The 23,835-nt window shown below is 47.4% G+C and carries 20 protein-coding genes; 8 read left to right on the plus strand and 12 right to left on the minus strand.

Features of this window, described 5'->3' with window-relative positions:
- Window positions 1-10 precede the first annotated feature (10 nt).
- From HGH91_RS05855 to HGH91_RS05865, 3 genes are all read right to left on the minus strand, one after another.
- A complete protein-coding gene (locus HGH91_RS05855) occupies window positions 11-544 on the minus strand; it encodes an RNA polymerase sigma-70 factor (protein ID WP_168737485.1) in 534 nt (177 codons plus the stop codon).
- Between the two features lie 90 nt (window positions 545-634).
- Window positions 635-2,704, minus strand: coding sequence for a carboxy terminal-processing peptidase (locus HGH91_RS05860; protein ID WP_168737486.1), 2,070 nt, complete (start codon window positions 2,702-2,704; stop codon window positions 635-637).
- Window positions 2,705-2,817: 113 nt separating this feature from the next.
- Window positions 2,818-3,228, minus strand: coding sequence for a winged helix-turn-helix transcriptional regulator (locus HGH91_RS05865; protein WP_145670699.1), 411 nt, complete (start codon window positions 3,226-3,228; stop codon window positions 2,818-2,820).
- A gap of 77 nt (window positions 3,229-3,305) precedes the next feature.
- Between HGH91_RS05865 and HGH91_RS05870 the strand changes: the two genes are divergently transcribed.
- From HGH91_RS05870 to HGH91_RS05880, 3 genes are all read left to right on the plus strand, one after another.
- Window positions 3,306-4,199 carry an SDR family oxidoreductase gene (locus HGH91_RS05870; protein WP_168737487.1) on the plus strand — a complete coding sequence of 298 codons (894 nt, stop codon included), beginning with the start codon at window positions 3,306-3,308 and terminating at the stop codon, window positions 4,197-4,199.
- Window positions 4,200-4,305: 106 nt separating this feature from the next.
- Window positions 4,306-4,647 carry a YciI family protein gene (locus tag HGH91_RS05875; RefSeq protein WP_168737488.1) on the plus strand — a complete coding sequence of 114 codons (342 nt, stop codon included), beginning with the start codon at window positions 4,306-4,308 and terminating at the stop codon, window positions 4,645-4,647.
- Between the two features lie 110 nt (window positions 4,648-4,757).
- A complete protein-coding gene (locus HGH91_RS05880; RefSeq protein ID WP_168737489.1) occupies window positions 4,758-5,990 on the plus strand; it encodes an RNA polymerase sigma factor in 1,233 nt (410 codons plus the stop codon).
- An 8-nt stretch (window positions 5,991-5,998) separates the two neighbouring features.
- On the opposite strand, the gene HGH91_RS05885 is transcribed toward HGH91_RS05880, so the two are convergent.
- From HGH91_RS05885 to HGH91_RS05905, 5 genes are all read right to left on the minus strand, one after another.
- On the minus strand, window positions 5,999-7,171 hold the full coding sequence (locus HGH91_RS05885) for an acyltransferase family protein (protein WP_168737490.1): 1,173 nt from the start codon (window positions 7,169-7,171) through the stop codon (window positions 5,999-6,001).
- Window positions 7,172-7,189: 18 nt separating this feature from the next.
- Entirely contained in the window at window positions 7,190-8,065 is an 876-nt protein-coding gene (locus tag HGH91_RS05890; protein ID WP_168737491.1) for a RimK family alpha-L-glutamate ligase, read from the minus strand.
- An 85-nt stretch (window positions 8,066-8,150) separates the two neighbouring features.
- Window positions 8,151-8,843, minus strand: a complete 693-nt coding sequence (locus HGH91_RS05895) for a basic secretory protein-like protein (RefSeq protein WP_168737492.1) — start codon at window positions 8,841-8,843, stop codon at window positions 8,151-8,153.
- Window positions 8,844-9,030: 187 nt separating this feature from the next.
- The gene (locus tag HGH91_RS05900) at window positions 9,031-10,596 is read right to left on the minus strand and encodes a DUF6770 family protein (RefSeq protein WP_168737493.1); all 1,566 of its coding nucleotides are present in this window, start codon (window positions 10,594-10,596) and stop codon (window positions 9,031-9,033) included.
- 33 nt (window positions 10,597-10,629) lie between these two features.
- Entirely contained in the window at window positions 10,630-12,081 is a 1,452-nt protein-coding gene (locus tag HGH91_RS05905; protein WP_168737494.1) for a M48 family metalloprotease, read from the minus strand.
- A 160-nt stretch (window positions 12,082-12,241) separates the two neighbouring features.
- Between HGH91_RS05905 and HGH91_RS05910 the strand changes: the two genes are divergently transcribed.
- Window positions 12,242-12,607, plus strand: coding sequence for a hypothetical protein (locus HGH91_RS05910; RefSeq protein WP_168737495.1), 366 nt, complete (start codon window positions 12,242-12,244; stop codon window positions 12,605-12,607).
- 21 nt (window positions 12,608-12,628) lie between these two features.
- Here the strand turns inward: HGH91_RS05910 and HGH91_RS05915 are convergent, their stop codons facing one another.
- The gene (locus HGH91_RS05915; RefSeq protein WP_168737496.1) at window positions 12,629-13,705 is read right to left on the minus strand and encodes an alkene reductase; all 1,077 of its coding nucleotides are present in this window, start codon (window positions 13,703-13,705) and stop codon (window positions 12,629-12,631) included.
- 90 nt (window positions 13,706-13,795) lie between these two features.
- Here HGH91_RS05915 and HGH91_RS05920 point away from each other — a divergent pair, with 90 nt between their 5' ends.
- The 3 genes from HGH91_RS05920 (at window position 13,796) to HGH91_RS05930 (ending at window position 17,068) form a co-directional block, all read left to right on the plus strand.
- Window positions 13,796-14,344, plus strand: a complete 549-nt coding sequence (locus HGH91_RS05920; RefSeq protein WP_168737497.1) for a GNAT family N-acetyltransferase — start codon at window positions 13,796-13,798, stop codon at window positions 14,342-14,344.
- Window positions 14,345-14,355: 11 nt separating this feature from the next.
- Window positions 14,356-14,544, plus strand: coding sequence for a hypothetical protein (locus HGH91_RS05925; RefSeq protein WP_168737498.1), 189 nt, complete (start codon window positions 14,356-14,358; stop codon window positions 14,542-14,544).
- 142 nt (window positions 14,545-14,686) lie between these two features.
- Complete coding sequence (locus HGH91_RS05930; protein WP_168737499.1) at window positions 14,687-17,068, plus strand: ABC transporter permease; 2,382 nt, start codon at window positions 14,687-14,689, stop codon at window positions 17,066-17,068.
- Window positions 17,069-17,140: 72 nt separating this feature from the next.
- Here HGH91_RS05930 and HGH91_RS05935 read toward each other — a convergent pair whose 3' ends face one another.
- Window positions 17,141-17,938: a DUF4382 domain-containing protein gene (locus HGH91_RS05935; protein WP_168737500.1), complete on the minus strand. Its 798-nt coding sequence runs from the start codon at window positions 17,936-17,938 to the stop codon at window positions 17,141-17,143.
- 135 nt (window positions 17,939-18,073) lie between these two features.
- Here HGH91_RS05935 and HGH91_RS05940 point away from each other — a divergent pair, with 135 nt between their 5' ends.
- Complete coding sequence (locus HGH91_RS05940; RefSeq protein ID WP_168737501.1) at window positions 18,074-18,517, plus strand: SRPBCC domain-containing protein; 444 nt, start codon at window positions 18,074-18,076, stop codon at window positions 18,515-18,517.
- 54 nt (window positions 18,518-18,571) lie between these two features.
- Here HGH91_RS05940 and HGH91_RS05945 read toward each other — a convergent pair whose 3' ends face one another.
- Window positions 18,572-20,257 (minus strand): SusD/RagB family nutrient-binding outer membrane lipoprotein, encoded by a 1,686-nt coding sequence (locus HGH91_RS05945; RefSeq protein WP_168737502.1) that lies wholly within the window; start codon window positions 20,255-20,257, stop codon window positions 18,572-18,574.
- A gap of 22 nt (window positions 20,258-20,279) precedes the next feature.
- Window positions 20,280-23,717, minus strand: a complete 3,438-nt coding sequence (locus HGH91_RS05950; protein ID WP_168737503.1) for a SusC/RagA family TonB-linked outer membrane protein — start codon at window positions 23,715-23,717, stop codon at window positions 20,280-20,282.
- Window positions 23,718-23,835 lie beyond the last annotated feature (118 nt).

The following is a 23,835-nucleotide window of genomic DNA, read 5'->3' on the forward strand; positions in this document are numbered from 1 at the left end:
TGAAGGGAAATCAATATTTATCTAAAAAAAATAAAAATGAGATATAAATGATCATCCACTCGCACTCCTTTCTCAGGTATTGGTAAGCTAGTTTGATTTGTGTTTTAACGGTATTAACAGATATATTCAGCTGGTCGGCAATGTCTTTATATTTAAGATCATCGCGGTTGCTGAGTAAAAAAATACGTTGGCGCTGTACGGGTAAACGGCCGATAGCCGCCCATAGGGCGGCATTTCGTGTTTCTTCGAGTTCTTTATCATCTTCCGGAGGCGGTACTCCATCATCCACAAAACCGGATGGATCATTGAAAATGACTTTACCCTTTTTTTTCAGGTAGTTCAGGCAAGCATTACGTACGGCGCGGGCGGCATAACTTTTAAAATTTTGCGTAATCTGGATCATAAAGCGCTTGTCCCAGCAATAGAGGAAGAAGTCCTGGACAATATCCTTGGCGGTGTCTTCATCCCCTACTACATAGTAAGCGGTAGCGCATAAAAAAGAATAATGACTGCGGAATAACTCCTCAAACGCAGCCGGCTCCATCGAATTTGGTTGATACATATCCCCTTGGCACCCTCCGTATATTTATCAACGCAAAATAGGCTAAAATCCCGAAAATTTTCTGCTTTCGGGCTATTTCCCTATCATATCCGTGAGGATGTCTACTGTTCCGGCCAGGTACCTGTCCTTCGTGTAGCTATTCATCCATTCCTGGTATTTGGCCAGGTTGTCCGGTGTTGCATCTTTTATGGAGGTGCCTTTTATAGTCAGTTGTTTATCAGCAGGCAATTTCACGGCCTTGTCAATAGCGTCGTTATAAAACTGGGTTTCGTTCAATTGTTGCTTAAACATATTTTTCTCCAGGCTGTATACCGGCGCATCATGCGCCCGCAGCCACTCTACATCGCGTTTCACCACGTTGAATGCGCTGTCGCGGTTAATGCGATCCTGCGCAGCAACAGCCACTTTCTTTAACTCCACTTCATCAGGATAAGGCACATAGTAGGCCTTTTCAATGGTATCGGCTACCAGCGCACTTTCATTGTCACGCTCCTTTATCTTCGCATAAGCCCGGCGACTGGGGAAAATAACGTCGGGCGTTACGCCATTCAGCTGAGTAGTATGCCCATTAATTCGGTAAAATTTCCTGATAGTTAATGCCAGGCTACCATAGCTGATATCGGGGATTCCTTTGGCGGCGTCGCCCAGCTTACCCATTGGATAGGTAGCCTGCATGGTACCCTTTCCGTAAGAAGAAGGACTTCCTACAATAATGCCCCGGCGATAATCCTGTATAGCAGCGGAAAAAATTTCAGACGCAGAAGCACTGCCTTCATCTACCATCACTGCCAACGGCCCCTCATACAATGGCTTGTCGCCATTCTGGATAGGATAGCTCCCTAGCCGCGTACGATCTCTCTCCAGTACCACCGGCCCTGTTTTCACAAACAAACCAGTCATAGCTACTACCTGGTCCAGCGAACCACCAGGATTACCCCGCAGGTCGACGATGATGCCGTTCACCTGCTGTTGTTTTAATTTCTCTACTTCGGCGGCTACATCTATGGCACAACGCGCACCATCGGTCCGGGTCTGATCCAGGTAAAACTCCGACAACTGGATGTAACCGATCTTCCTGGCGCCATCTATAATCACGGCACTTTTAGCGGCATTACCATCTTCCTTGATCTCTCCCCGCTTTACGGTTACCTCTTTCTCCACACCAGTACTTTTACGGACCAACAATTTCAACGTAGAATTATTCTCTCCCCGGATCATCTTCGATACGTCTACAATACTCATCCCGGTAATGTCTATCATCGCGCCCGTTCCATCGCTCAGGCTAAGGATATGGTCTTCCGCTTGCAGCAATCCGCTCCGGGCTGCAGTGCCTCCGGGCATCACCCGCTTGATCACCACATCACCCTCTTTAGAGATGAGCTCCAGCCCTAACCCGTAATAACGGTGCGTCATCATCGACTCCCGTAAGCCGGCATCTACCGGCGCCATATAGTTGGTATGTGGATCCATTTCCAGGGTAATCGTATTCATATAAGCACTGAAACGATCGTCTGAGGCGGTGTTGCTGAGGAGACTTTTAAACAGTCCATCGGTAGACATCAGCACGGATTTCCGCGCTTCTTTTTCGGCTACCGCGTCAGATTTATCTTTGTCCTTTTGTTGTATCTCCAGCATTTTCTTCAATACCTGGTACTTCAGGCTTTTACGCCATACTTCCCGGCGGGCGGCTTCATCGGCAGGATAAATGGCATTGCTGCGATCGGGCTGTATGGTTTCCCTCACCTTAAAATTCATAGGTTGCGCCAGGATGGTACGGTATACCTCCTGCAATTCCCTCAAACGTTGCATAGATACGGAATAGATGGCATTGAAATATTCCAGGGAAGGATTTGTCAGCTCATCATCTATCAATGTTTCATATTTGCGCAACGCATCTACATCGGATTGCAGCAAGGTATTTTTATTGGCATCCAGTGCCTGTAAGTACTTCTTCCAGATGATACGGGAAAACTGGTCGTCCAACGCTTTGGGAGCATAGTGCTCATTGCTGATACGCTTCATCACCAGGCGTATCACATTTTTCCTGTTCACTTCCTTATCTTCCTCCGGAGTGTTGTTTGCATAAGCAGTCAACCCCACCGCCAGCAGCGGCAGGAAGCGCCAGTATTTAGCCATTGTCATATTACAATAATTACAGTTTTTGTAAATATTACCAGTACTGCTGGTAACGATACTGCTATTAAGGCAACACAACTACAAAAAAGGGTGAAGGAAGTAAAAAAGGAGTGGAAGAGTTAGGCATTATCGTTAGCCCCGGGGAAATTCTTCAAATTCCGGCGAAACACGGCGCCGTGTTCTTTACTATCATCTACCGCCCATACCGCCATGGCATACAGCACCGGTTTTAATCGCATGCCTGTTTTGGTTAAACTGTAGGTTACATGCGGTGGCACCACCGGCATGGCTTTGCGCTGTACCAGCCCATCGGCTTCCAGCTGCTTCAACTGCTGTATCAGTACCTTTTCTGTAATAGCAGGAATAGCTCTTCTTACATCACTATATCGTTTGCTGCCCGATAGTAACTGGAACAAAATAATAGGCTTCCAGTAACCACCTATTTTCTCCATCACATAGGTAACCGGGCATTCTTCAAAGGCGGATCGCTTATTTTCCTGGATCGTGGATTGTTCTTTTATACGTGCCATTTTTATACATACTTTAGGGTAAGTACTTGTACAAAAGTAAGTACTCTTTTACTTTTGTGCAAGTAAAATTTATAATCATGAACATCACTATTACAGGCTCGCTGGGCAACATCAGCAAACCATTGACTGAACAATTGATCGCTAAAGGACACCGGGTAACCGTGGTAAGTCATAACCCCGAAAGAGCAGCCGCTATTGAAGCATTAAAGGCTATTCCCGCTATTGGCGCTATAGAAGACGCCACCTTTTTACGCCGTGCCTTTGAAGAGGCCGATGCCGTATATCTCATGATCCCCCCGGGTTACGCCGCAACGGATATCCACGCCTATATGAAAGCGGCCGGCGACCGCTATGCCACTGCTATCACCCAGGCCGGCGTTAAATACGTGGTAAACCTCAGCAGCATTGGCGCCCATACGCCCGATGGCGCTGGCCCTGCAGGCGCTAACTACTATATAGAACAACAGCTCAATGCACTGGCCGGCATACAAGTATTGCATCTTCGCCCCGGCATGTTCTATAGCAACTTCCTTGGCAGCATTCCCATGATCAAACACCAGCGGATCATTGGCAATAACTTCGATGCAGCTACGCCTGTTGTACTATCACATCCGGCAGATATTGCAACAGTAGCCGCCACCGCATTGGATACACTCAACTTCAGTGGTAAAGAAATCCGCTATGTGGCCAGCGACGAAAAGACCGGTGCGGAAATAGCCTCGCTGCTGGGCGCTGCAGCCGGACAGCCCGACCTCGCCTGGGTACACTTCCCCGACGAAGCCCTGCTGGCAGGCCTGATGGAATCCGGGTTATCAGAACAAATGGCCAAAGTATACGTGGTAGAAATCGGTGTGGCCCTGAGAGACGGCTCCCTGCTCAATGACTACCGTCAACAGGAAAAAATTGCCTTCGGTCCGACCAGCTTTGCAGATTTTGCACGGGAATTTGGAGAGATTTATAAAAACAACTAACTTAATTTCAATACGCTATAATTATTATTAAATAAAATGCGTTTATCCTGTCCATACCAGGTCCATTGAGTTGTTATTAGGCAAATAACAATTAAAACTTAGCATCATGAAAGACTTCTTATTTGTGTACCGCTCAGACTTCAGTAACCGGCCTCAAACATCGCCGGAAGAAATGCAGGCCAATACCAAACGTTGGATGGACTGGATAGGCACCATTGCTGCCCAGAACAAACTGACCGACCGCGGCAACCGCCTCGACCTCAACGGCAAAGTACTCCGCCCCGATAATATGGTAACCGACGGTCCATATACTGAAATCAAAGAATCGCTGGCCGGCTATTCCATCGTGAAAGCGAATTCACTGGAAGAAGCGCTGGAACTGGCCAAAGGCTGCCCTATCCTCACTGCAGGAGGTAATGTGGAAGTAAGGGAAATCAGCGTCATGTAAGATACGCACGCAAGGCTGCAAAGAAGCAAAGACGCAAAGAAATATCCTTTGCGTCTTTGCTTCTTTGCAGCCTTGCGTGAAAGATTTATTTTTGAGGAAGCCCTTATGTCATGGATGAAAGAGAGCTCATACCACACCTGTTCAGAACGGAATACAGCAAGATAACTGCTGTATTGTGCAGGCTGTTTGGCTTTGAACAAATAGAAACTGCAGAAGATATTGCCAGCGATACTTTTTTATCAGCCTCTGAATTGTGGGGACTAAAAGGATTACCAGAGCACCCTGTGGCATGGTTATATACTGTGGCAAAAAACAAAGCGAAAAACTACCTGAAGCATCAGGCTGTCTTCCAACAGAAAATTACCCCACAACTTAAGCACCAGGTAACGGGAACGGATATACCGGAAATAGACCTGTCGCCCCAAAACATCCACGACAGCCAGTTACAGATGATCTTTGCCATCTGCCATCCGGCTATTACGGCGGAAGCACAGATAGGCCTTGCCCTGCGCATCCTCTGCGGATTTGGCGTCAACGAAATTGCAGATGCTTTTTTAACCAACCGGGAAACCATTGCCAAACGGCTGCAACGGGCTAAAGACAAACTCAGAACAGCACAGGTAGCCCTTACCTTTCCGCCACCTTCGGAAATAGACAAGCGACTGGAAACAGTGCTCAGAACATTGTACCTCCTTTTCAACGAAGGCTATTATTCCAGCAGTCACGATAACACCCTGCGAAAAGAACTGTGCTTTGAAGCAATGCGCCTCACAAAGCTGCTGTTGGATAATCCCGCCACCAATCAGCCCTCAGCCAATGCCTTACTGGCCCTGATGAGCTTTCACGCCTCCAGGTTTGATGCCCGCATCGATAACACCGGGGAAATTGTATTGTACGCCGATCAGGATCCCAACCGCTGGGACCAGGCCCTGATCCAACAGGGCGAACACTTTCTGAATATCGCTTCTGAAGGAGATAAACTATCCAGGTACCACCTGGAGGCCGGCATTGCCTGGTGGCATACCATCAAAGCCGACACGAAAGAAAAATGGGAATGTATCCTGCAATTATATAATCACCTGCTACAACTGGAGTATTCTCCCATGGCGGCATTGAACCGGACCTATGCCCTTTCGAAAGCCAATGGAAAAGAAGAAGCCATTGCCGCGGCAGAAAAACTGGCGCTGGATCATCTTCACCTGTACCAGTTATTAATGGGAGAATTGTACCAGGAATTGTCACCGGCTAAAGCCAGGGCACATTTTGAAAAGGCTCTGCAATTGGCTGCTTCCGCGGCCGATAAAAAAATTATTGAAGCCCGCCTACGCGGCTGCGCCGACTGATCATTGGATTATTGATCCTGCCATTCCATCTGGGGAACCACCACCGCCTGCCTGCGCACCTTCCTGTCTGCCAGCACTTTTTTGCGGAGCCGCAACATAGGCTGCTCTACTGCCAGGTGTATCATCCAGGCCGCCAGTATCGCCGTCACCACACATAACAGCATCATCAACGTACTCTCCCGCGCCATCCCGGTTTTGGCCAGCAACGGCTGTACCAGGTGTATTACGCCTTTGTGCGAAAGATACAATACAAAAGATACCCTGGCTATCAGGGCCGTAATCCGGTTATCACGGTACAGGATACACGAAGGACTCACCGCCGCCATCACCAGCAACCCGTAGCCCAGCGCTACTACCGGGAACCCGAAGATAGACGCGCCAAAACTACTCTGCGTATCGCATAGGAACCAGGCGCCCGTCAGCACCAGCAACCCTGCCACCAGCCATGCATTTCCATGTTGGCCAATACGCGCCTGTATAGCCGGACGAAAGATAAACAAAGCGGCAATACCCACGCCCGCGAGCAATCCATCCAGGCGGGTATAGGTGGGATAATACATATTCATATACCAATACATCCAGGCATCATCCTGCCCGGCGTGCGGCGCAATCAACCGGTACCAGCAAAACAGGCGGATCGCAAATCCAGCGATGAACATGGCGAATAACAACCACCCTCCTGCTTTCACCCTTTTTGTACGGATCAATAAAAACAAGGTGAACGGAAACAGCAAATAAAAATGCTCTTCTACACAAAGCGACCAGACATGCGAGAAGGTGCCAAATATCTTCAGGTTCAGCCCAAAGTTTTGGGTAAAAGTCAGGTACCGCCATAGTGGCAACAAGGTTTCCCGCTCCCAGAATGCCGGCACCAGGAAGTAAATACTTAGTATCAGCAGGTACGGAGGAATGATCCTGAAAAATCGTTTGATAAAAAATTCAGGGAAAGAAACCGGCTTCCCTTGCGCCATGGTGACAAACAGCTGCGAGGAAATCAGGTACCCGCTCAATACAAAAAACAAGTCCACTCCCGACCAGCCAAAATGTATCACGTCATCTAACCAGGCAGGATGCCCAAACATCCGGTAGTGATACAACAGTACCATTAAAATGGCCAATGCCCGTAAATGATCCAGTCCATGCAGTTGCTTCGACGCCGGGATAGCGGTTTCCGTTTTCATATCTATCCGTTAAAATGCTTAGTTGAGTAATTGTATTCTTTGCAATAGTGCCTGGTAATAATTTTCCAGGCCATCGGGATGAGTTTCGAGGAACAGGTAAGGCTCTATCAGCTCCAGTTCCATCAGTACCAGTTCCCCTTTCGACATCACGCCGTCTACCCTGGCATAGAGTGTTTGCGGCGCAAACTGCGTTACAAACTTAGCGGCAGCAGTTACCTGTGCTGCTGTAGCCGCAGTAGCATGTGTGCTGCCGCCATGGTATTGCTGTACGCGGAAATCGCCGGCTTTGGGCACTTTCAGCAGGCTGTGACTATATTTCCCATTAAAGAAAAGGAACGACCACTCTCCTTCTTTAATCTCTTCCATGAATGGCTGGATGATATAGCTCTCGTCCCGGAGCCATTCATGTACCTGCGCTTCCTGTTGCGCGATACTGCCCAGCTGTAATACCAGGGTGTTTTTAGCGCCGGCGCTGACACAAGGTTTCAGGATCAGTTTATCTGCCTGCAGCTGCGCAAAGAAGCCTGCCAGTGCAGGTGCGGTGCCTTTTTCCAGGAACAGGGAAGGAATTACCGGCAGTCCCGCAGCCGCAATCTCGTCCAGGTAATGTTTATCACTGTTCCAACGGATGGTATCATAAGGATTCAACAGGGCTACCCCGGCGGTTTGCAGGTCATGAAGCCATTGTTTGAATCCGGCAAATTTTTCATGGTAATCCCAGGGCGATTTGATAATGGCCAGGTCAAAAGCTGTCCAGTTCACCTGCGGATCATTCCAGACTACCGGGGTAATATCCAGTCCGCGCGCTTTCAGGAAAGCCAGTAATGTTGCGTCTTCGTCGTGTGCAGTGGCATATTTCTCCTGCACAAGGTATCCTACATAAGCAATCTTCATACACGATAAAATGATTAGCGAAGACTAAATGTATATAATTACCTATCAAGCAACGAAATCTTTTTATGAATGATCTCCGCCCTGTTTACAAGGCAGGATTCGCACTATAGGCGGCCCATAATTCATCGAGCGATTTACCGGTTTGTTCTTTCCAGATACCCGCGGTATAAGTATGCTCCCTTAAACTTTTATCCAGGACTTTCACTATTCCCGGTTGTACGCTTTTCTCCAGCCAGGCCAGGAAACGGGCGGTAATACGATAACTGTTGCTATAGTGTTGTTTTTCGTTAAAGGCCGGCAAAGCCCAATGCGCGCCGGCATTGTCAACACCGAATTTATACCGTACATAGTCGGCAATACCTTCTGTTAACCATCCGGGCCCGCGGCTGTTGCCATAGTTCTGTACAATGTGCATCACTTCATGGGTCACCACATCAATGTCGGTAGGCTGTTTCAACATCCAGGCAGGGTTGTAGGTCACTACCCCGTTGGCCGTAGCAGCTACGCCATCATAACGCGGGTCTATCTTAAAAACCACTTTCCTCAATGTTTCCGGGTTGTAGGCAGCAGCCAGCTTAGGATATACATCGAAAAAGGTGTTGATCATCCTTTCCTGTACGTCCTTGCCGGTGTTGACAAAGGCGGGATCCTCATTGATAAAGATGAGGGTATATCCTCCCCGGGTAAGGGAGTCGCGGCGGATAACGTCTGACGCAGCAGCCGTGTGGCTGGTATACAAACCAGCAGCTAATAAGGCGGTCGTAAGTAAAGCTTTCATGGGTATTTGTTATTTGCAAAATCGTTATAGCAAAATACAGTTTAAATTGGATATATGCAATAAAAGCGGAAAGCTTAAAGCAGAAAGCACAAAGCTCTTGTAGCGAATAGTCTTAGCGGATATTTAAAAACCGCGATGATCATTCGCTACAAGAGCTTTGTGCTTTCTGCTTTAAGCTTTCTGCTCCTTATATTGCCTCTATGGAATATTTAGTAGCCCGTTCTTTCTTATCATACTCAGCCACCATAATATGTCCTTCTTTGGCGGGATATATCATGGTAGAAATATTATCCTTCACTCGTGGAATGGTACGGGTCACTTTTTTCTGGTCTACACAGTAGAAGGTGATGTTTTTATTTTCGGTAATGATCAGGTGTGTTAATTTGGTTTCGGGAGAGGTCACCGTGTAGTAAGACTTATTATCTGTCAGCAACAGGTTGAAACGCCCGGGATAGGAGTGGCTGTGCGCGGAAGGAATGCTGTTTTCGAAGGTCAGCTTGCCATCGGCCGATTGCTTGAGCAACAGGGCATCATAGGCTCTCATTCTCCGGGTGCCGAAATTGGTCAACAGGAAAGTAGGTACAAAAATAGTGGGCGCCGTCAACACTTCCGCAATCACCATACCCGGGTTAATGCCACGTTTAATGGCAGAACCGGTAAAATAGGTGTTCCCATAATAATCCTTGAAGGAAGGACCATTCAGCATATAAGATTTATTGGCCAGCAGCCGGCCTTTGGAATTGGCGATACGTGCGGTATCGTTCGATTTCCAGTAGTTATATATCGGCTGGGTGGTTTGCTTATCGTGATCAATGTTAATGGTAAATACGCCCAGGTAAGCACCTTTGCTGATCAGCCTGGCCGACCCATACTCCTTGCCTCTCCGGGGATTGATAATTTTCCCTGCGATAAAGGGTTTACCGGTGTTAGGATCATTCATAAAAGACAATACGCTCAACTGGTTTCCTTTTTTATCTTTCAGGAAGTATTTGTTGAAAGACGTGCTGTCGTCCAGGTTAAAGCCAAAGGCCATATACCCCCCTTCTACCATCTCGTGTTTTTTCTTAACGAGAAAATAGGCTGCGTGACCGGAAATAAGCATATCATAATCGCCATCATCCATCCCTACCCTTTTCTGCCAGGTTTGGCGACCGGTAGTATCGTATACCAGGAGATACTTCCCGCGGTTATCGCCGTAAAAACAGGCAAAGCCTTTACCAGGTACATTCTGCACACGGAAGGGTTCTTTCAGTCCCCCGTTGCCAATCACAAGTTGCCCTGTCCGGTACTCATGGTCCAGGTCTACATTCACCTTGATGGTATTAGACCGGAGAATCTTTCCGTTCAGGTTAATAAACTGGGTAAAAATAGCCATGTATCCTTTGGCGATGGCTGCTTTAATTTCTTTTCGTTTTTTTATTTCATGTCCCAACAGGTTGCTTTTCATATAAGAAAGGCAGAGCACATCCTGTTCAAATGCCACAGAACGTAGGTCCAGTTTCAGTTCCCGGAAATTCACCAACCCGATATCATTCAGATTTTCATCCATAATGGTGATCCGGTAGTTGAAGGAGTCCTTATCCGCTTTTTCCAGCTCTGTAAAAAGGAGGTAACCTACCAGGGTGCCATCCTGGAAGATAGTGCGCATACGGGAAGAGATGCCCTCTCCCACTTCTTTAAATACTTTGGTTTGGGCTTTGCTGCTTCCGGCCACCAGGAGGAGCAGCAACAATGCTACGAGTGTACGCTTCATACGGAATGTATTAGGGATATTGCAGGTTAATAATTATTTTTTTGCGAACGGCATCGCATACTCGCAGTACAGGCTGTTGGCATGTGCCGTGGTAAATGCTTTGGCAGCCTTTTGTTCCTCGCTGTTTTCTCCCGCGGTAATCAGGTTACCGATGAAAGATTTAAACGCCTGTTCAGGTGCGGGCATGCCGCTCCAGAATGCCGCCAGTTGCATGCTCTTGTAATACTCTTCCAGCTTCTCCCTCGGCATCTGTTCAAACATGGTTTGCAGCTCGTAGTAGTTTTTAGAGATATATTCTTTGGGCGTTACCCGGATCGCATTGAACCGGCTGAGTTTCTTGTCGGCGAAGAAGAGTCCTGAGACCACGTTGTTAAACATAAAGTCGTACCAGGGGTCTTTGTTGCCTTTATCTTTCTGCAATAAAATGCGGTACATACAGGCGGTAAGGTTACCGTTGCAATAGATATTCCATACCATCATTTTCATGGCCTTGTCCTGTATATTTGCTGGCACCGGGGTAAACCGGGCGCCGGCCTCCTGGTAAGACTTGTTCTTATTGTATCGTTCTTCACAATCGGGATGCGTTTTTAAGGAGTCTTCCAAACCAGTGGTCGTTACAAAGTTGTAGTTTTTGGCCGATAACCCTTTACTACGCTTTACCATCCAGGCATCTTCCAGCTGGAGTCGGTACGATGCAAAATAGTCCTTCAGCTGCTGTTTCAGCGGTTGGCGGTATTGCAGGTCGGCGCTGTCGAGGCGCATAAAGAAAGATGCATCTATTGGGATATGGCTATTCTTCAACAATACAATGGCCAGCGAATCGGCGTCGCCCTCATGATAGCGCTGGTGCTTGCTCCGGTCGAACGAATAACCCTGGAAAACCTTTTTCAGGCGGGTAAGCCGTTCGTATTTGGAATCCAATACGGCGTCGAGCGATCTTTTATACTCATCGGACGTAAGCCACTCTGCACGTTTCTTCATGCCGTTTTCCGGGTGTAGCAGGATGTTATGCGCCAGCTCGTGTGCCAGCACCAGGGCCAATTCCTCCCTGGTTTTGATAAATGCCAGCAGGCCCACATTCACGGCCAACGTACGGCTCCCTATAGCATACGCATTCACGGAGGAACTACGGTCTATCATCAGCAATAAAGGTTGCTGGATCAACTGGCTATTCGATTTCACCAACTGGTCCACCACACCGGATACATAGCCGTATAACTCCGGCTCATATACGTAGCCGTCTTCCTCGATCGCATTCACGACAAAATCTGTGCGCCCGTTCCAGATCTCTTTGTATTGCTTTTGTGTTTCTTTCTCTTTATAAACAGCAGGACACACCCAGGCTTTCTTCAAAGAGTCTTTCTGCCGCTCATAGTGGATATGCGACAGATCCTGGTAACTATACAAACTATTGTTTTGGGCAGATATAACGGTGTGAGTCAACAGCCACGCTGTTGCAGCTAACAGTAATTTACTCGGTGACATATAAATGTAGGTACGGGATTTTACGGACTAAAGATAGATATTTTTATTATCTATAATTAAAATAAAACAATAGACTTATCTTGTTAACCTTCCCTGTCCTTCGTTTTTTCGCCGGTAAATAAATATTTACTTACTTTTTCAGTAGCCTAAAACCCTGCCTATGTCAGCAAGATATTTTCGAATGCTGCTATTACTTCCCTTATTGCTCGTTGTTTTGGCTTCCGGCAGCGAAGTTAGCATCCGCGTGTATATTACCGGGCATTTGAAAAATCAGCCTGGCTATCCACCGGTAGATTTCCGGGGCATGATGGTACTTATAAAGTGTAAGCAACAGTTACTCGCCCAAGCCAGGGTGGATTCAACCGGCACCTTTCATGCCGATTTCATTCCACCTGCTAAAGGCAGCATCGATTTTTTTTGTGCGGCTATTGGCATGAAACCATTATTACTGGCGTCGGTTCAGACTTTCGATAGCGACACGCCGGACATGAACTTCCCGCTACCTGCTATCCCTGAAAAAAAATAGGGATAAAATAGGATTTTGATCTTACTTTTTCCAGAAAGGATAGTCCGTATAGCCATGCTCGTTACCCCCATAAAACGTGCTGGCATCTGGCGTATTAAGCGGCGCCCCGGCGGCAAAACGTGCCGGCAGATCAGGATTGGCAAGCGCCAATGCGCCAAAGGAAACCAGTTGGGCGCGGCCGCTTTCCACTTCCTGCTCTGCACGCAGCTGGTTATATCCCCCGTTTGCAATGACTGTATGTACCGTTAAGCCTCCAAACGCACTGATTACATCTTTGGGCCAATAAGCGGCATCTGTGGCCGATAATGGCTGCATAAAGTGCAGGTACGCCAGCGGCAATGGATTCAAAGCCCCTACCAGGTAGCCATACAAGGCTAATGGATTGCTTTCCGTGATATCATACCGGTCGGTAGAAGGAGATAATTTAATCCCCACCCGTCCCGGGCCACACACCTGCACCATGGCCTTCATGGCTTCCAATATAAAACGGCAGCGGTTTTCAACCCCTCCTCCATATTCATCGTTACGGATGTTAACGCCATCGGCCAGGAACTGGTTAGGCAGGTAACCATTCGCCGCATTGAGTTCTATGCCGTCAAATCCTGCTTCCATCGCTCTTTCAGCGGCATCCTGGTAATCGCGGATAATAGCCCCTACTTCTGCGGTGGTGAGCGCACGGGGAACTTCAAAATCTTTCAGGCCGTTTTTTGTAAATATCTGCTGCCCCCGGATGGCGATCGCTGAAGGCGCTACCATCACGCCGCCATCTTTGGCGGATGAATGCCCGGCCCGGCCCGAATGCCAGAGCTGCGCAAATATCAACCCTCCTGCATCATGTACCCGGTCTGTGATCCCGCGCCACGACTCCACCTGTGCCTCATTATAAATGCCAGGTATCATCGGGTAGCCTATTGCATCTGCAGAAATAGCAATGGCTTCAGAAATCAGTAAGCCCATAGTGGCCCGCTGATGATAATACTCAGCAGCCAATGCGCCGGCCAATCCCTCCGGGGTAAGCCGGTTGCGGGTCATAGGCGCCATCACTACCCGGTTGCGCAACGTAAAAGGTCCGAGTTGATAGGTCTCCAATAGTTTCATCTCTTAAAAATTTTAAATGGTGAATACACTAACACCATGACGAGCCACTTTACCAGATGGGGACAAATCATGTACTTTTGTTTTAAAAAAATGGAGGCAAGGAGTATAGAAACGTCCAGGCTGCTGCTTCGGAAATTTACCATTCCCACTTACCAGTATCTCTTCCAAAACTCATCAGATACAGCAGCAATGGAGCAACTGGGTCTGCATAACCAGGAGGAATTGCAGGCAGAGAAAAAGAAAGTGGAGGGAGGCCTTACCGGCTTCAACAGGTCGTTTTTGGTATTCCAATTGTACCTGAAAGCAGAACAACGGATCATCGGCAGATGTGGCTTTCATACCTGGTACCTGGAGCATCGCAGGGCCGAAATCGGATATGCGCTGACGGATTTGTCGCTGCAATCCAAGGGACTGATGACAGAAGCCCTGATCCCCATTATAAGATTCGGATTTGAAGACATGGGACTCAACCGGATCGAGGCATTTGTAGGACCTGAAAATACCCCTTCCCTGTTATTAATGCAGAAACTTGGATTTACGAGAGAAGGATTACTGAGAGAGCATTATATGAAAAACGGTCAACTCGAAGATTCCGTTGCTTTTTCATTGCTGCGCAGGGAATATAAAAAACCAGCATAAAAACACCGCTTATGTCACTATCCACCCACACTTCGGAAACAAGCAGCATCATCAAAGCCCCGCGGGAAGCGGTTTACAAGGCATTTATTGATCCCGCTGATGTAGCAACCTGGCTGGCGGGAAGTAGTGGTATCCGGCCGGAAGACAACGATGAAGGCAGCCGGCAATCGCTGCGAAAGCTGGCCAACCTGTTGGAGTAACCGTTGTTCATCAACGAACGGAGGCTGTACTGAAAACGAACAAAGTATAAATAATAAATATACATAACTTTCTCACTTGCCGCAGTTACACAATGGCACATTATTGCGTGTCCGTTCCTGTCATCAACAAATTATTTAGCCTATGTATAGCAATTATCTCCAGGTAGCGTGGCGAAACCTGACCAGGAATAAGGGTTTTGCTTTCATCAATATTCTCGGCCTTGCCATAGGCATGGCGATAGTCATGTTAATTGGTTTGTGGATCCGGGATGAACTTACCTGGAATAAATCTCTCAAAAACTATCACCGCATTACGCAGGTCATACACAACTGGGATAACACGGCCTACCATACCATTACCACCACCTACTCTATGCCTATCCCGCTGGTAGAAGAGCTGCGGTCGAAATATGGCGGAGATTTCAGTCATATTGCCTTATACAAGCCAAGTGTTTCCCGCATACTTGCCTATGGCGATAAAAAATTGACTCAGAACGGATGGTTTACAGAGCCGGAGATGACGGACATATTGGCGCCAACGATGATAGCAGGTCCTTTACACGGGCTTACGGAAACCAATAGCATTATGCTCAGTAAAACCCTGGCCAGGTCATTCTTCGGGGACGCGGATCCGATCAATAAAATGATCAATGTAGATAATAAAAAGAACCTGAAGGTAACCGGCGTGTTTGAAGACTTCCCTGCCAACAGTCATCTGCAGGACGTACATTACCTTATTTCCTGGGCCTACCTCGTTGCCGACCATGGCTGGGTGAAAGAAGCCTATGATCAATGGAATAACAACTCCTTTTTTATACTGGCACAGCTGGGCGATAAAGCAGATCTCAACAAAGTATCCGCTACCGTAAAAGATGCGCTGAAGGGAAAACCCGACAGGAACGACAACCCGGAAGTACTATTGCACCCTATGAGTAAATGGCATCTGTATGATACCTTCACCAACGGTAAAAATACCGGTGGCAATATCCGTTACGTGTGGATCTTTGGCGCCATCGGCATCTTTGTGCTGATATTGGCCTGCATTAACTTTATGAACCTGAATACTGCCCGTTCCCAGAAAAGGGCCAGGGAAATAGGCGTACGAAAAGCCATCGGCTCCGGAAGGCATCAGCTGATCCGGCAGTTCCTGGGAGAATCCCTGCTGGTGGCTTCACTGTCCTTGCTGCTGGCTGTACTACTGGTACAACTGGCGCTTCCCTTCTTTAATACCCTGGCCAACAAAACCATTCATATCCCCTGGCAAACGCCGGCTTTTTGGGGCGGCATCGTGGGTTTAACATTGCTCACCGGTTTACTGGCTGGCAGTTACCCCGCCTTTTATCTTTCTTCCCTCAATACGCTCCGGGTGCTCAAAGGTACCTTCAAGGCCGGCCGGGCCGCCGCGCTTCCCCGCAAAGTATTGGTGGTAGTACAGTTTACCGTATCTGTTGCGTTGATCATCGGCACTACAATTATCTACCTGCAAATACAACATGCTAAAAACCGGCCCCTGGGCTTCGATCGCAATGGCCTGATTAATGTCAGCATGGTCACACCAGAGCTCTACGGAAAGTATAACACATTGCGCCAGGACCTCCTCGCTTCCGGCGCGGTGGTAAATATGGCTGCCGCGTCTAATCCATCTACCGACATTTTCGCCCATTTCATTGGCTTTAAGTGGCCCGGGAAAGATCCTGCCATCAGTCCTACTTTTTCCGTCTCCTGGGTCAGCCACGACTTCGGGAAAACGGTCAACTGGCAATTTGCCGCTGGGCGCGACTTTTCCAGGGAATACGCTACTGATACCACCGGTATGATACTCAACGAAAGCGCAGTAGCCTTCATGGGGTTGAAAGACCCGATAGGTACTACCATTAAATTCAATGACGATAATTTCCATGTTGTTGGCGTGATAAAAAATGTGGTGATGGAATCTCCTTTCGCCACCCCGGTACCAACTATTTTCATGATGAACTACGGCAATGTGAGTGAAATTACCATCCGGCTCAATCCCACCATGGGCACACCTGCCGCATTGGACAAGATAGCCGGCATTTTCCGGAAATACAGTCCCGCGGCGCCTTTCAATTACACGTTTGCCGATGATGATTACGCCCGGAAATTTTCTGCAGAGGACCGCATCAGTAAACTGTCTGCTTTCTTTGCCGTATTTGCAATATTCATCAGCTGCCTCGGTATTTTCGGATTAGCCTCCTTTATGGCGGAACAACGCACCAAAGAAATCGGTATCCGGAAAGTCTTGGGCGCTTCTGTGGCGAGCTTGTGGGGACTATTATCGAGAGAATTTCTCTTGCTTCCACTGGTGTCTTTCTGCGTGGCGATGCCCATAGCAGGCTACGTTATGCATAACTGGCTGAAAGGGTATGAATATCGTATAGACCTTTCCGTATGGATCTTTACAGGAACAGCCTTTGCCACCTTGTTTATTACATTGAGTACCGTTAGCTTCCAGGCTATCAGAGCAGCGCTGTCTAACCCGGTTAACAGTTTGCGGGCAGATTGATACCAGATGTAAATAAAAAAACCGTGATCCCTGTTTACAAGGATCACGGTTCATGAATTCATTTCTTAAAACTTAGTGCAACTGCACGGTACCCACATTGGCTACCTGTCCGACGGTTACATTTACGCCTAACAGCGTCGTATCTTTTACGATCGTGTTGCCGCTAAAAGCTACATTATAAGCCCCCGCGTTTAAGCCAGACAACAGGAAAGCGCCGGTAATTGCATCCGGAATAGCAGCAGCGATGGTGTCATTATTCTGGATCGCAAATACGCCTTTTACTTGCAGCAATGGTAATGCAATTCCTTTAATAGCACCGCTGGTCGCCTGTGTATAGCTGCGGATCACAGGTTTCAGGATGTACTTGTTGCTGCCGGTAACTACCACGGAACGATTGGCGTCAAAGTCGAGCCACAACCGATATTCCACTCCTGCTACCAGGGTAGCATTGATATTCAGCTTAAGACCGGATTGCTGAGCAGATGGTGTTTCCAGCGGATGCGACATACCACCAATTACCACGCTGTTGTTGGAACCCAGCACCAGCCTGATTTGGTTAATCTTTCCTGCCGGCAGGTCCTGTGAAGCCAGCAAGGTATCGACTCCATTTCTAAATTGCAGCAGGTTATACACTCCTGGTCTTAAGATGTGGATAGATTGCCAACCGGTGGAAGCTGAAGCATCAGTAGATACATTTACCTGTACATCCTGGATATCTACCCATACTGCATCGTAAGGAGAAGGTGCATCCGTGAGGTATACGCTCATTTTACTGTTACCGGAAGAACTATCGCTGCTTTTGCTGCAGGACGTTAATGAAAATGCAGTGACAGCCATCAGCACTAAAGCCCCTAAGATTTGGTTTTTCATGACAATTGTAGGTTTGTTTACAACCCCAATTTATCAAGATTGGTGCCATATTATAAAAAATGTAATATTTATTCTTTTTTTTATCCTTTCAATCAGATTAAAAGCTAAATTACCAGGCTTTTAAACCCTTCTGAAATGATTCATTTATTTTCTGACCAGGTGACCATTGCTGCCGCTCCTGTTGATGTATGGCGGGTTTTGACCGATACCACAGCTATGAAAAACTGGATGGGAGAACCCGATATGCAACTGGAAATAACAACTACCTGGGAGGTAAACACCCCTTTTATTATTCGCGGGTTTCATCACGTGAGGTTTGAAAACAAGGGTGTTATTGTTGCCTATGAAGCGCAAAAAAGACTGAGTTACAGTCATTTCAGCTCCGTATCCAGGTTACCCGACCTTCCCGAAAACTATTCCCTGCTCGATTTCCGGCTTACGCCTGCGGCTGATCAAACCATCCTTCAGTTACGCATTGATAACTTTCCGACGGAAACTATTTTCAAACATTTGCAGTTTTATTGGAGGACGACATTGGTCAAAATTAAACAGGCCACTGAAGGCAACCATCATCCATAAAACAAAAGCACCGGTACGGGTACCGATGCTCTTTTACAGATAGCATATAATTGTTTACTGTCCGCCTCCGAAGGCTGGCGCCGGTTTATCGTACCATACCCGCTGGGTGCTCAGTGTATTGATATCCTGTGCGTTGGGGGTGAATCCCTGGTCGGTCATAGCGTTGTTCCAGTTGGTACGGTTTACCTCTCCCGGATCTAATAACCAGAAACGCCTTGGGATAGTTTCATTAGACACCTCCCTTGAATAATATGCGGAGCCCAGTTTAGGGTAGCCGGTACGGCGACAAAAAACAAAGGCTTCATTAGGTGAACGCAAATAGTTCAGGTAGGCCTGGATATAAATTCTTTCCAGGTCGTTGGTGCCATTGAGTTTTACCAGGCTATTGTTGAGATAAGCCTGTATCAGTGCACTTCCATCACCGGTAAAGGCGGTAGCAGAGCCGGCATTCCCGGCTATTTCATTCATCGTAACAATGCTGGCAGTAATCCCTTTGATGTACCAGGCGTTGGCATTACCTTTTGTATCTACACCGCCGGCATATCCTTTCTGGATAAACTCTGCCACGAGTAAACAAGACTCTGCGCAGGTTACCGGTACATCTTCAAAATTACCGGTAGCGCCATTGAGCTTAGGCGAAAAGAATCTCCTGTTCAACGGTGAAATCAGGAAATATTTGTTAGGACCTACCGGGAGGCTGTTACTCAAAAAAGTAGCTTTTACCGGATCGGTGGTCCAGTCGGCCGGGCCTCCCTGGAAATTGATCAACGGATCGTTCAGGTCTATAAAGGCTGGCGCTGTAACACCGTATTTGGTCAGGGAATCCTTGAAACCAACAGGGATATCATTTTTATCAAAATAGATGGGTAACCGCGGATCGCTGCTTTTCTTCAGGAACGATATAATAGAATTGGTTGCGTACCTGCGGCTGCGATAGTCAATATCCCCACCGGTTCCAAAAGGGGTATATGTTGGATTCATATACCGGGGCTGCGCCCCCACTACATCAATAGGTCCGGTGCCATCCTGCATTACCTGTTGAAATACCTGTTTGGTTTTAGCATTGTCTACATTTTCTAACCTCGCGGCTATACGGAGTTTTAGGGTATTGGCCAGCTTTATCCAGTTAGTCCAGTTACTCTGGTAGAAGATATCAGCATTCCCGTAGTCCGCCTGGTTTGCCAGGCTATTATCAGATAGTACCTTGATCGCATTGTCCAGCTCTGACAACCAGGTATTGAACAATGTTTGCTGGTTATCATATACCGGGTTATACTTGGTTTGGTATCGTCCTTCTATAGCTTCAGTATAAGGAATGGAGCCATTGACGTCGGTTACTTTGATACCATGCAATGCCTGCAGCACATAGGTCACTGCCTTTATTTTCTGGTACCTGTCTTTATCCGGTTTGAGATCTGCCTGACGCCGGATTTCAAACAGGTTGGGCAATATTTGCAAATAGTAAATGTTGTATCGCGTATTTACATTGTTGGTGATTTCGTATGGACTGGCGGTTACATGCTGCGTGTATCGCAACAGCTGCTCCATGCTTTCCCATACCCATTCTGTTCCCTGGTAAGTGATCATCCTATCTTCCGAGTAGCTAAGCAGGTACTTAACATCCGGGGTAGTTACCACTGCCGGATTGGTATTGATATCCCCAAAGTTCTTGGTACAGGAATGCACCCCTCCTAACAAAAGTATTCCCGCAACGGCTATATATATGTTTATTTTTTTCATAGCTAATCAGTTTATATTTTATTTAGAAGCCCACTCTGATAGTTCCTGCAATAGACCGTATCATTGGCTGGAAACCCTCTTCACCGGAAAATGCGGTATTATTAGAGTTGTTAGATGCCGGGTTGTAGTTAAAAGGCAGGCTGTTATACAGATAAAGTAAATCACGCCCTACTACTGCCAGGCTCAGGTTATTCAGGTGCAGCTTTTCGCATACCTTAGTAGAGAAACGATAAGACAGCGATACCTGTCGCAGGGAGATCCATGAATTCTTTTTAATCCAGTAATCAGCCACGCCTGTGGAAGATGAGCCGTAGCGATAATAGAATTGCGGGGCATGTGTAGGCTCTACATATCCTTTGTTATAAGCTTCCTGGTAAGACATTCCACCTACGTCTACCTGGCTGCCGTTGGGTTGCGTTATCATTTGTCCTTTGGCAAAGACGCCGTCAGGGATAAGACCATCATCATAAGTCTGGTTGTCGTATTTGCTGGTCCAGGTAATTCCACCGTGGCTGGCGTCGCGACCTGCCAGGGTATTCGGGAATACGCCGGTATGGGTACCATAGCGGTAAGTCAGCAGCACGAAGTCGCCTCCGAATTTAGCATCCAGCAGTACGCCCAGGCTGAAGTTCTTATACCGGAATGTATTTTCCCAGCCACCGCGGAATTTGGCATTGATGTCGCCCACATCCTGTAAGGTGTTGCTACGGGCAGGGAAAGCCGCCCGTGCATCTGAGCGCCAGGCCAGTATTGGCTTGCCGTTATTGGGACTCGCAATGGGATTACCGTTGGCATCTGTAGCCTGGTAGGGCGAGGAGTGAATGGTAGTGCGCAGTGTACCATATGATTTTCCTACAATAGCCCAGGTGCTTATTTCTCCTATATTAGCACCCAGGTCATATTCATTACGTCCGGCATAAAGGTCTACGATGAGATTTTGGTTGTGGGAGTAGTTGAAACTGGTATTCCACTCAAAATCCTTGGTCTGCACAGGCGTACCGGTTATCATCAGTTCAATACCCTTATTCTGGATATTTCCTGCATTGATGATAATTCCTTCCAGGCCTGATTCCGGCGGCGTGCCGATACTGATAATCTGGTTTTTCGTGTTGTCCTGGTACAGAGAGATATCAAACCCGATGCGGTTTTTCAGGAAACGCATTTCCGCACCTACTTCCTTCGCAATCTTCCTTTCGGGCTTCAGGTTGGGTACCAGCGCAATAAACTTACCGGTAAGTGGGTCCGGATACCGGGTATAGGTAGAAATCGGGTAGTCGGTAGTATTACTATTGGTATAACCATTAAACGCAAAACCCGGGTTGATACCAAAAGGATCGGTATCCTTTCCGAGTGCAGCTATGTTAGCCCTCAGCTTACCATAGCTAATCCAGTCCGGCAACTTGAAGGTTTCGGAAAATAGCCAGGATAAACTGACTGCCGGATAGTTATAAAAATTATTACCGGTACCATTTGTATAAGTTAATGCAGAAGACCAGTCACCGCGCCAGGTGGCGAGGAGGAATAACTGGTTTTTAAATGCAAGATCAGCGCTGGCATATAACGAGTTAAATGCTTTCCGGCTTTTCACGCCTCCGTCTGTAAAGGGTGTCTGTACAGAGTTGGCAATGAAATAATTTCCCGGATAGCTCAATCCTCCGCGGGTTTCGCTATAGTTAAAAGTGGTATTATAACGTTGTGTTTCTCCGCCGATATAACCATTTAATTCCAGGTCTTTAGTAAGGTTCTTGTTGATCATCAGCATCCATTTCAGGAAATAACTTTCCTTGGAGGTATGTCCCAGTCCATACAGGCCCCCGGTGAAATCATGTCCTTGCCCCAGTTCCTTGTTTTCATTGCGGATATACAGGTTATTGACGTTTCCTTCCAGCTGCAATTTAGCCCAGGGATTCAGGGTAGCGGTTAATGCGATGCGTCCCCTTAAGTTTTGTTCATCCTGGATATAGTGGTTTTCAAATAAATTAAACCAAAAGCGTGATTCAGGCGCTTTATTGGGTTCCGCCGGATCTCCCGGGTTGGGGGTGCCTCCGAATACGCTCACGTATTTATCGCGTTGCATCCAGTACTTTGTATCATAGTTACGTGGCAGTATCCAGGTAAAAAGTTTACCAAAGTTATAAGAGGCAAAGGCATCCAGGCCACCCAGGCGGGGAGGGTTTTTACCGTTAAAAACAGTGTAGTTGGCACTGACGTCTGCGGTGATCCATTTATTGATATTATGTGTTACACGAAGGTCAAACGCATTTTTCATCATGGAGTTCATACGTACCACGCCATCGCTTTGATCGCGGGTGTAAGACAGGCGGAAGGTGGATTTATCATTTCCACCGTCCATGGCTATATTGGTGGCATAGCCCCGTCCGGTCTGGAAAGCATCCAGGAAATTATGTGGCTGGGCTACATAGCGGGTAGTGGTTCCGTCGTAGTTGGTGACCTCCTGACCGGTAAATTTGGGTCCCCAGTTTTCCAGTTCACGGCCTACCTGCCGGTCGATATAAGGCTTCCCGGTGGCCGGGTCTATCGGAAATATCTTGGTTCTCCAGGCATCTTCCGGTTTATAGTTCTGGTCGCGGTTATCGGTAAAGAAGGCGCCGACAGTACCTCCTCCATATTCGTTCTGAAAATCGGGGCCAGAATAAGGTTTAAATACATTGTATGACTGGGTCACGTTAACGCCTATACCTTTCTGCGCCTTTCCTTTTTTGGTGGTAATCAGTATTACCCCATTGATAGCGCGGGAGCCGTAAAGTGCGGCGGCCGCGGAGCCTTTCAGGACAGACACGCTCTCAAAATCCTCCATGTTGAGGTTCTTAAGATCGTTTCCGAAATCGCGGCCGGTACCACTGAAAGTATTATTATCCATGATCACACCATCAATGACGAAAATGGGCTGGTTGTTGTTACCCAATGTAGAGTTACCCCGGATCAGGATTTTGGTGCTACCGAACAATCCGCCGGCGCCCTGGTCGATCTGCACCCCGGCTACTTTACCTTGTAGTGCGTTGACGGGGTTGATTTCATTGGTAACGGCCAGCTCCTCTCCTTTGAGTTCTGTTACTGAGTACCCCAGCTTTTTCTTTTCTTTTTTTACGCCCAATGCCGTTACCACTAATTCACCCAATTGTCTGTTGTCTTCCACCAGGGTGATGTTGATAATGCTTCTTCCACCCACTGGTACTTCCTGCTTGATATAACCCACAGCACTAAAAGTGAGGGTGGCGTCTGCAGCTGCCTGTAGGGTATAGTTACCATTGAGATCAGTAGCAGTACCCCTGGTGGTGTTGCCTTTGATAAGGACTGTAACGCCTGGTACAGGCACGTTACCAGCGCCGGTAACCTTACCTATAATCTTTGTTTGTTGTGCATTTACTGTAATAGACAGGCTAAGTAGCAGGCATGATAATATCATGTAGCCTGTACACGTAGGGAGCTGTTTCCACATACATCTGGTGTTTAATGTTAGAGAATTACTGGTTGATAATTGCTAAAAATGGTAGATCTGACAAATAACGAACAGATGTTGCCGGCAAGTGATCAGATTGAACAAAAAGAACCATGTA

The sequence above is a fragment of the Chitinophaga eiseniae genome (assembly GCF_012641265.1).
Lineage (GTDB): Bacteria > Bacteroidota > Bacteroidia > Chitinophagales > Chitinophagaceae > Chitinophaga > Chitinophaga eiseniae_A.

Bases quoted from the DNA above. Each gene is read 5' to 3' on its own strand.
- HGH91_RS05855 (WP_168737485.1), bottom strand. From the start codon at position 544: ATGGAGCCGGCTGCGTTTGAGGAGTTATTCCGCAGTCATTATTCTTTT.
- HGH91_RS05860 (WP_168737486.1), bottom strand. From the start codon at position 2,704: ATGACAATGGCTAAATACTGGCGCTTCCTGCCGCTGCTGGCGGTGGGG.
- HGH91_RS05865 (WP_145670699.1), bottom strand. From the start codon at position 3,228: ATGGCACGTATAAAAGAACAATCCACGATCCAGGAAAATAAGCGATCC.
- HGH91_RS05870 (WP_168737487.1), top strand. From the start codon at position 3,306: ATGAACATCACTATTACAGGCTCGCTGGGCAACATCAGCAAACCATTG.
- HGH91_RS05875 (WP_168737488.1), top strand. From the start codon at position 4,306: ATGAAAGACTTCTTATTTGTGTACCGCTCAGACTTCAGTAACCGGCCT.
- HGH91_RS05880 (WP_168737489.1), top strand. From the start codon at position 4,758: ATGGATGAAAGAGAGCTCATACCACACCTGTTCAGAACGGAATACAGC.
- HGH91_RS05885 (WP_168737490.1), bottom strand. From the start codon at position 7,171: ATGAAAACGGAAACCGCTATCCCGGCGTCGAAGCAACTGCATGGACTG.
- HGH91_RS05890 (WP_168737491.1), bottom strand. From the start codon at position 8,065: ATGAAGATTGCTTATGTAGGATACCTTGTGCAGGAGAAATATGCCACT.
- HGH91_RS05895 (WP_168737492.1), bottom strand. From the start codon at position 8,843: ATGAAAGCTTTACTTACGACCGCCTTATTAGCTGCTGGTTTGTATACC.
- HGH91_RS05900 (WP_168737493.1), bottom strand. From the start codon at position 10,596: ATGAAGCGTACACTCGTAGCATTGTTGCTGCTCCTCCTGGTGGCCGGA.
- HGH91_RS05905 (WP_168737494.1), bottom strand. From the start codon at position 12,081: ATGTCACCGAGTAAATTACTGTTAGCTGCAACAGCGTGGCTGTTGACT.
- HGH91_RS05910 (WP_168737495.1), top strand. From the start codon at position 12,242: ATGTCAGCAAGATATTTTCGAATGCTGCTATTACTTCCCTTATTGCTC.
- HGH91_RS05915 (WP_168737496.1), bottom strand. From the start codon at position 13,705: ATGAAACTATTGGAGACCTATCAACTCGGACCTTTTACGTTGCGCAAC.
- HGH91_RS05920 (WP_168737497.1), top strand. From the start codon at position 13,796: ATGGAGGCAAGGAGTATAGAAACGTCCAGGCTGCTGCTTCGGAAATTT.
- HGH91_RS05925 (WP_168737498.1), top strand. From the start codon at position 14,356: ATGTCACTATCCACCCACACTTCGGAAACAAGCAGCATCATCAAAGCC.
- HGH91_RS05930 (WP_168737499.1), top strand. From the start codon at position 14,687: ATGTATAGCAATTATCTCCAGGTAGCGTGGCGAAACCTGACCAGGAAT.
- HGH91_RS05935 (WP_168737500.1), bottom strand. From the start codon at position 17,938: ATGAAAAACCAAATCTTAGGGGCTTTAGTGCTGATGGCTGTCACTGCA.
- HGH91_RS05940 (WP_168737501.1), top strand. From the start codon at position 18,074: ATGATTCATTTATTTTCTGACCAGGTGACCATTGCTGCCGCTCCTGTT.
- HGH91_RS05945 (WP_168737502.1), bottom strand. From the start codon at position 20,257: ATGAAAAAAATAAACATATATATAGCCGTTGCGGGAATACTTTTGTTA.
- HGH91_RS05950 (WP_168737503.1), bottom strand. From the start codon at position 23,717: ATGTGGAAACAGCTCCCTACGTGTACAGGCTACATGATATTATCATGC.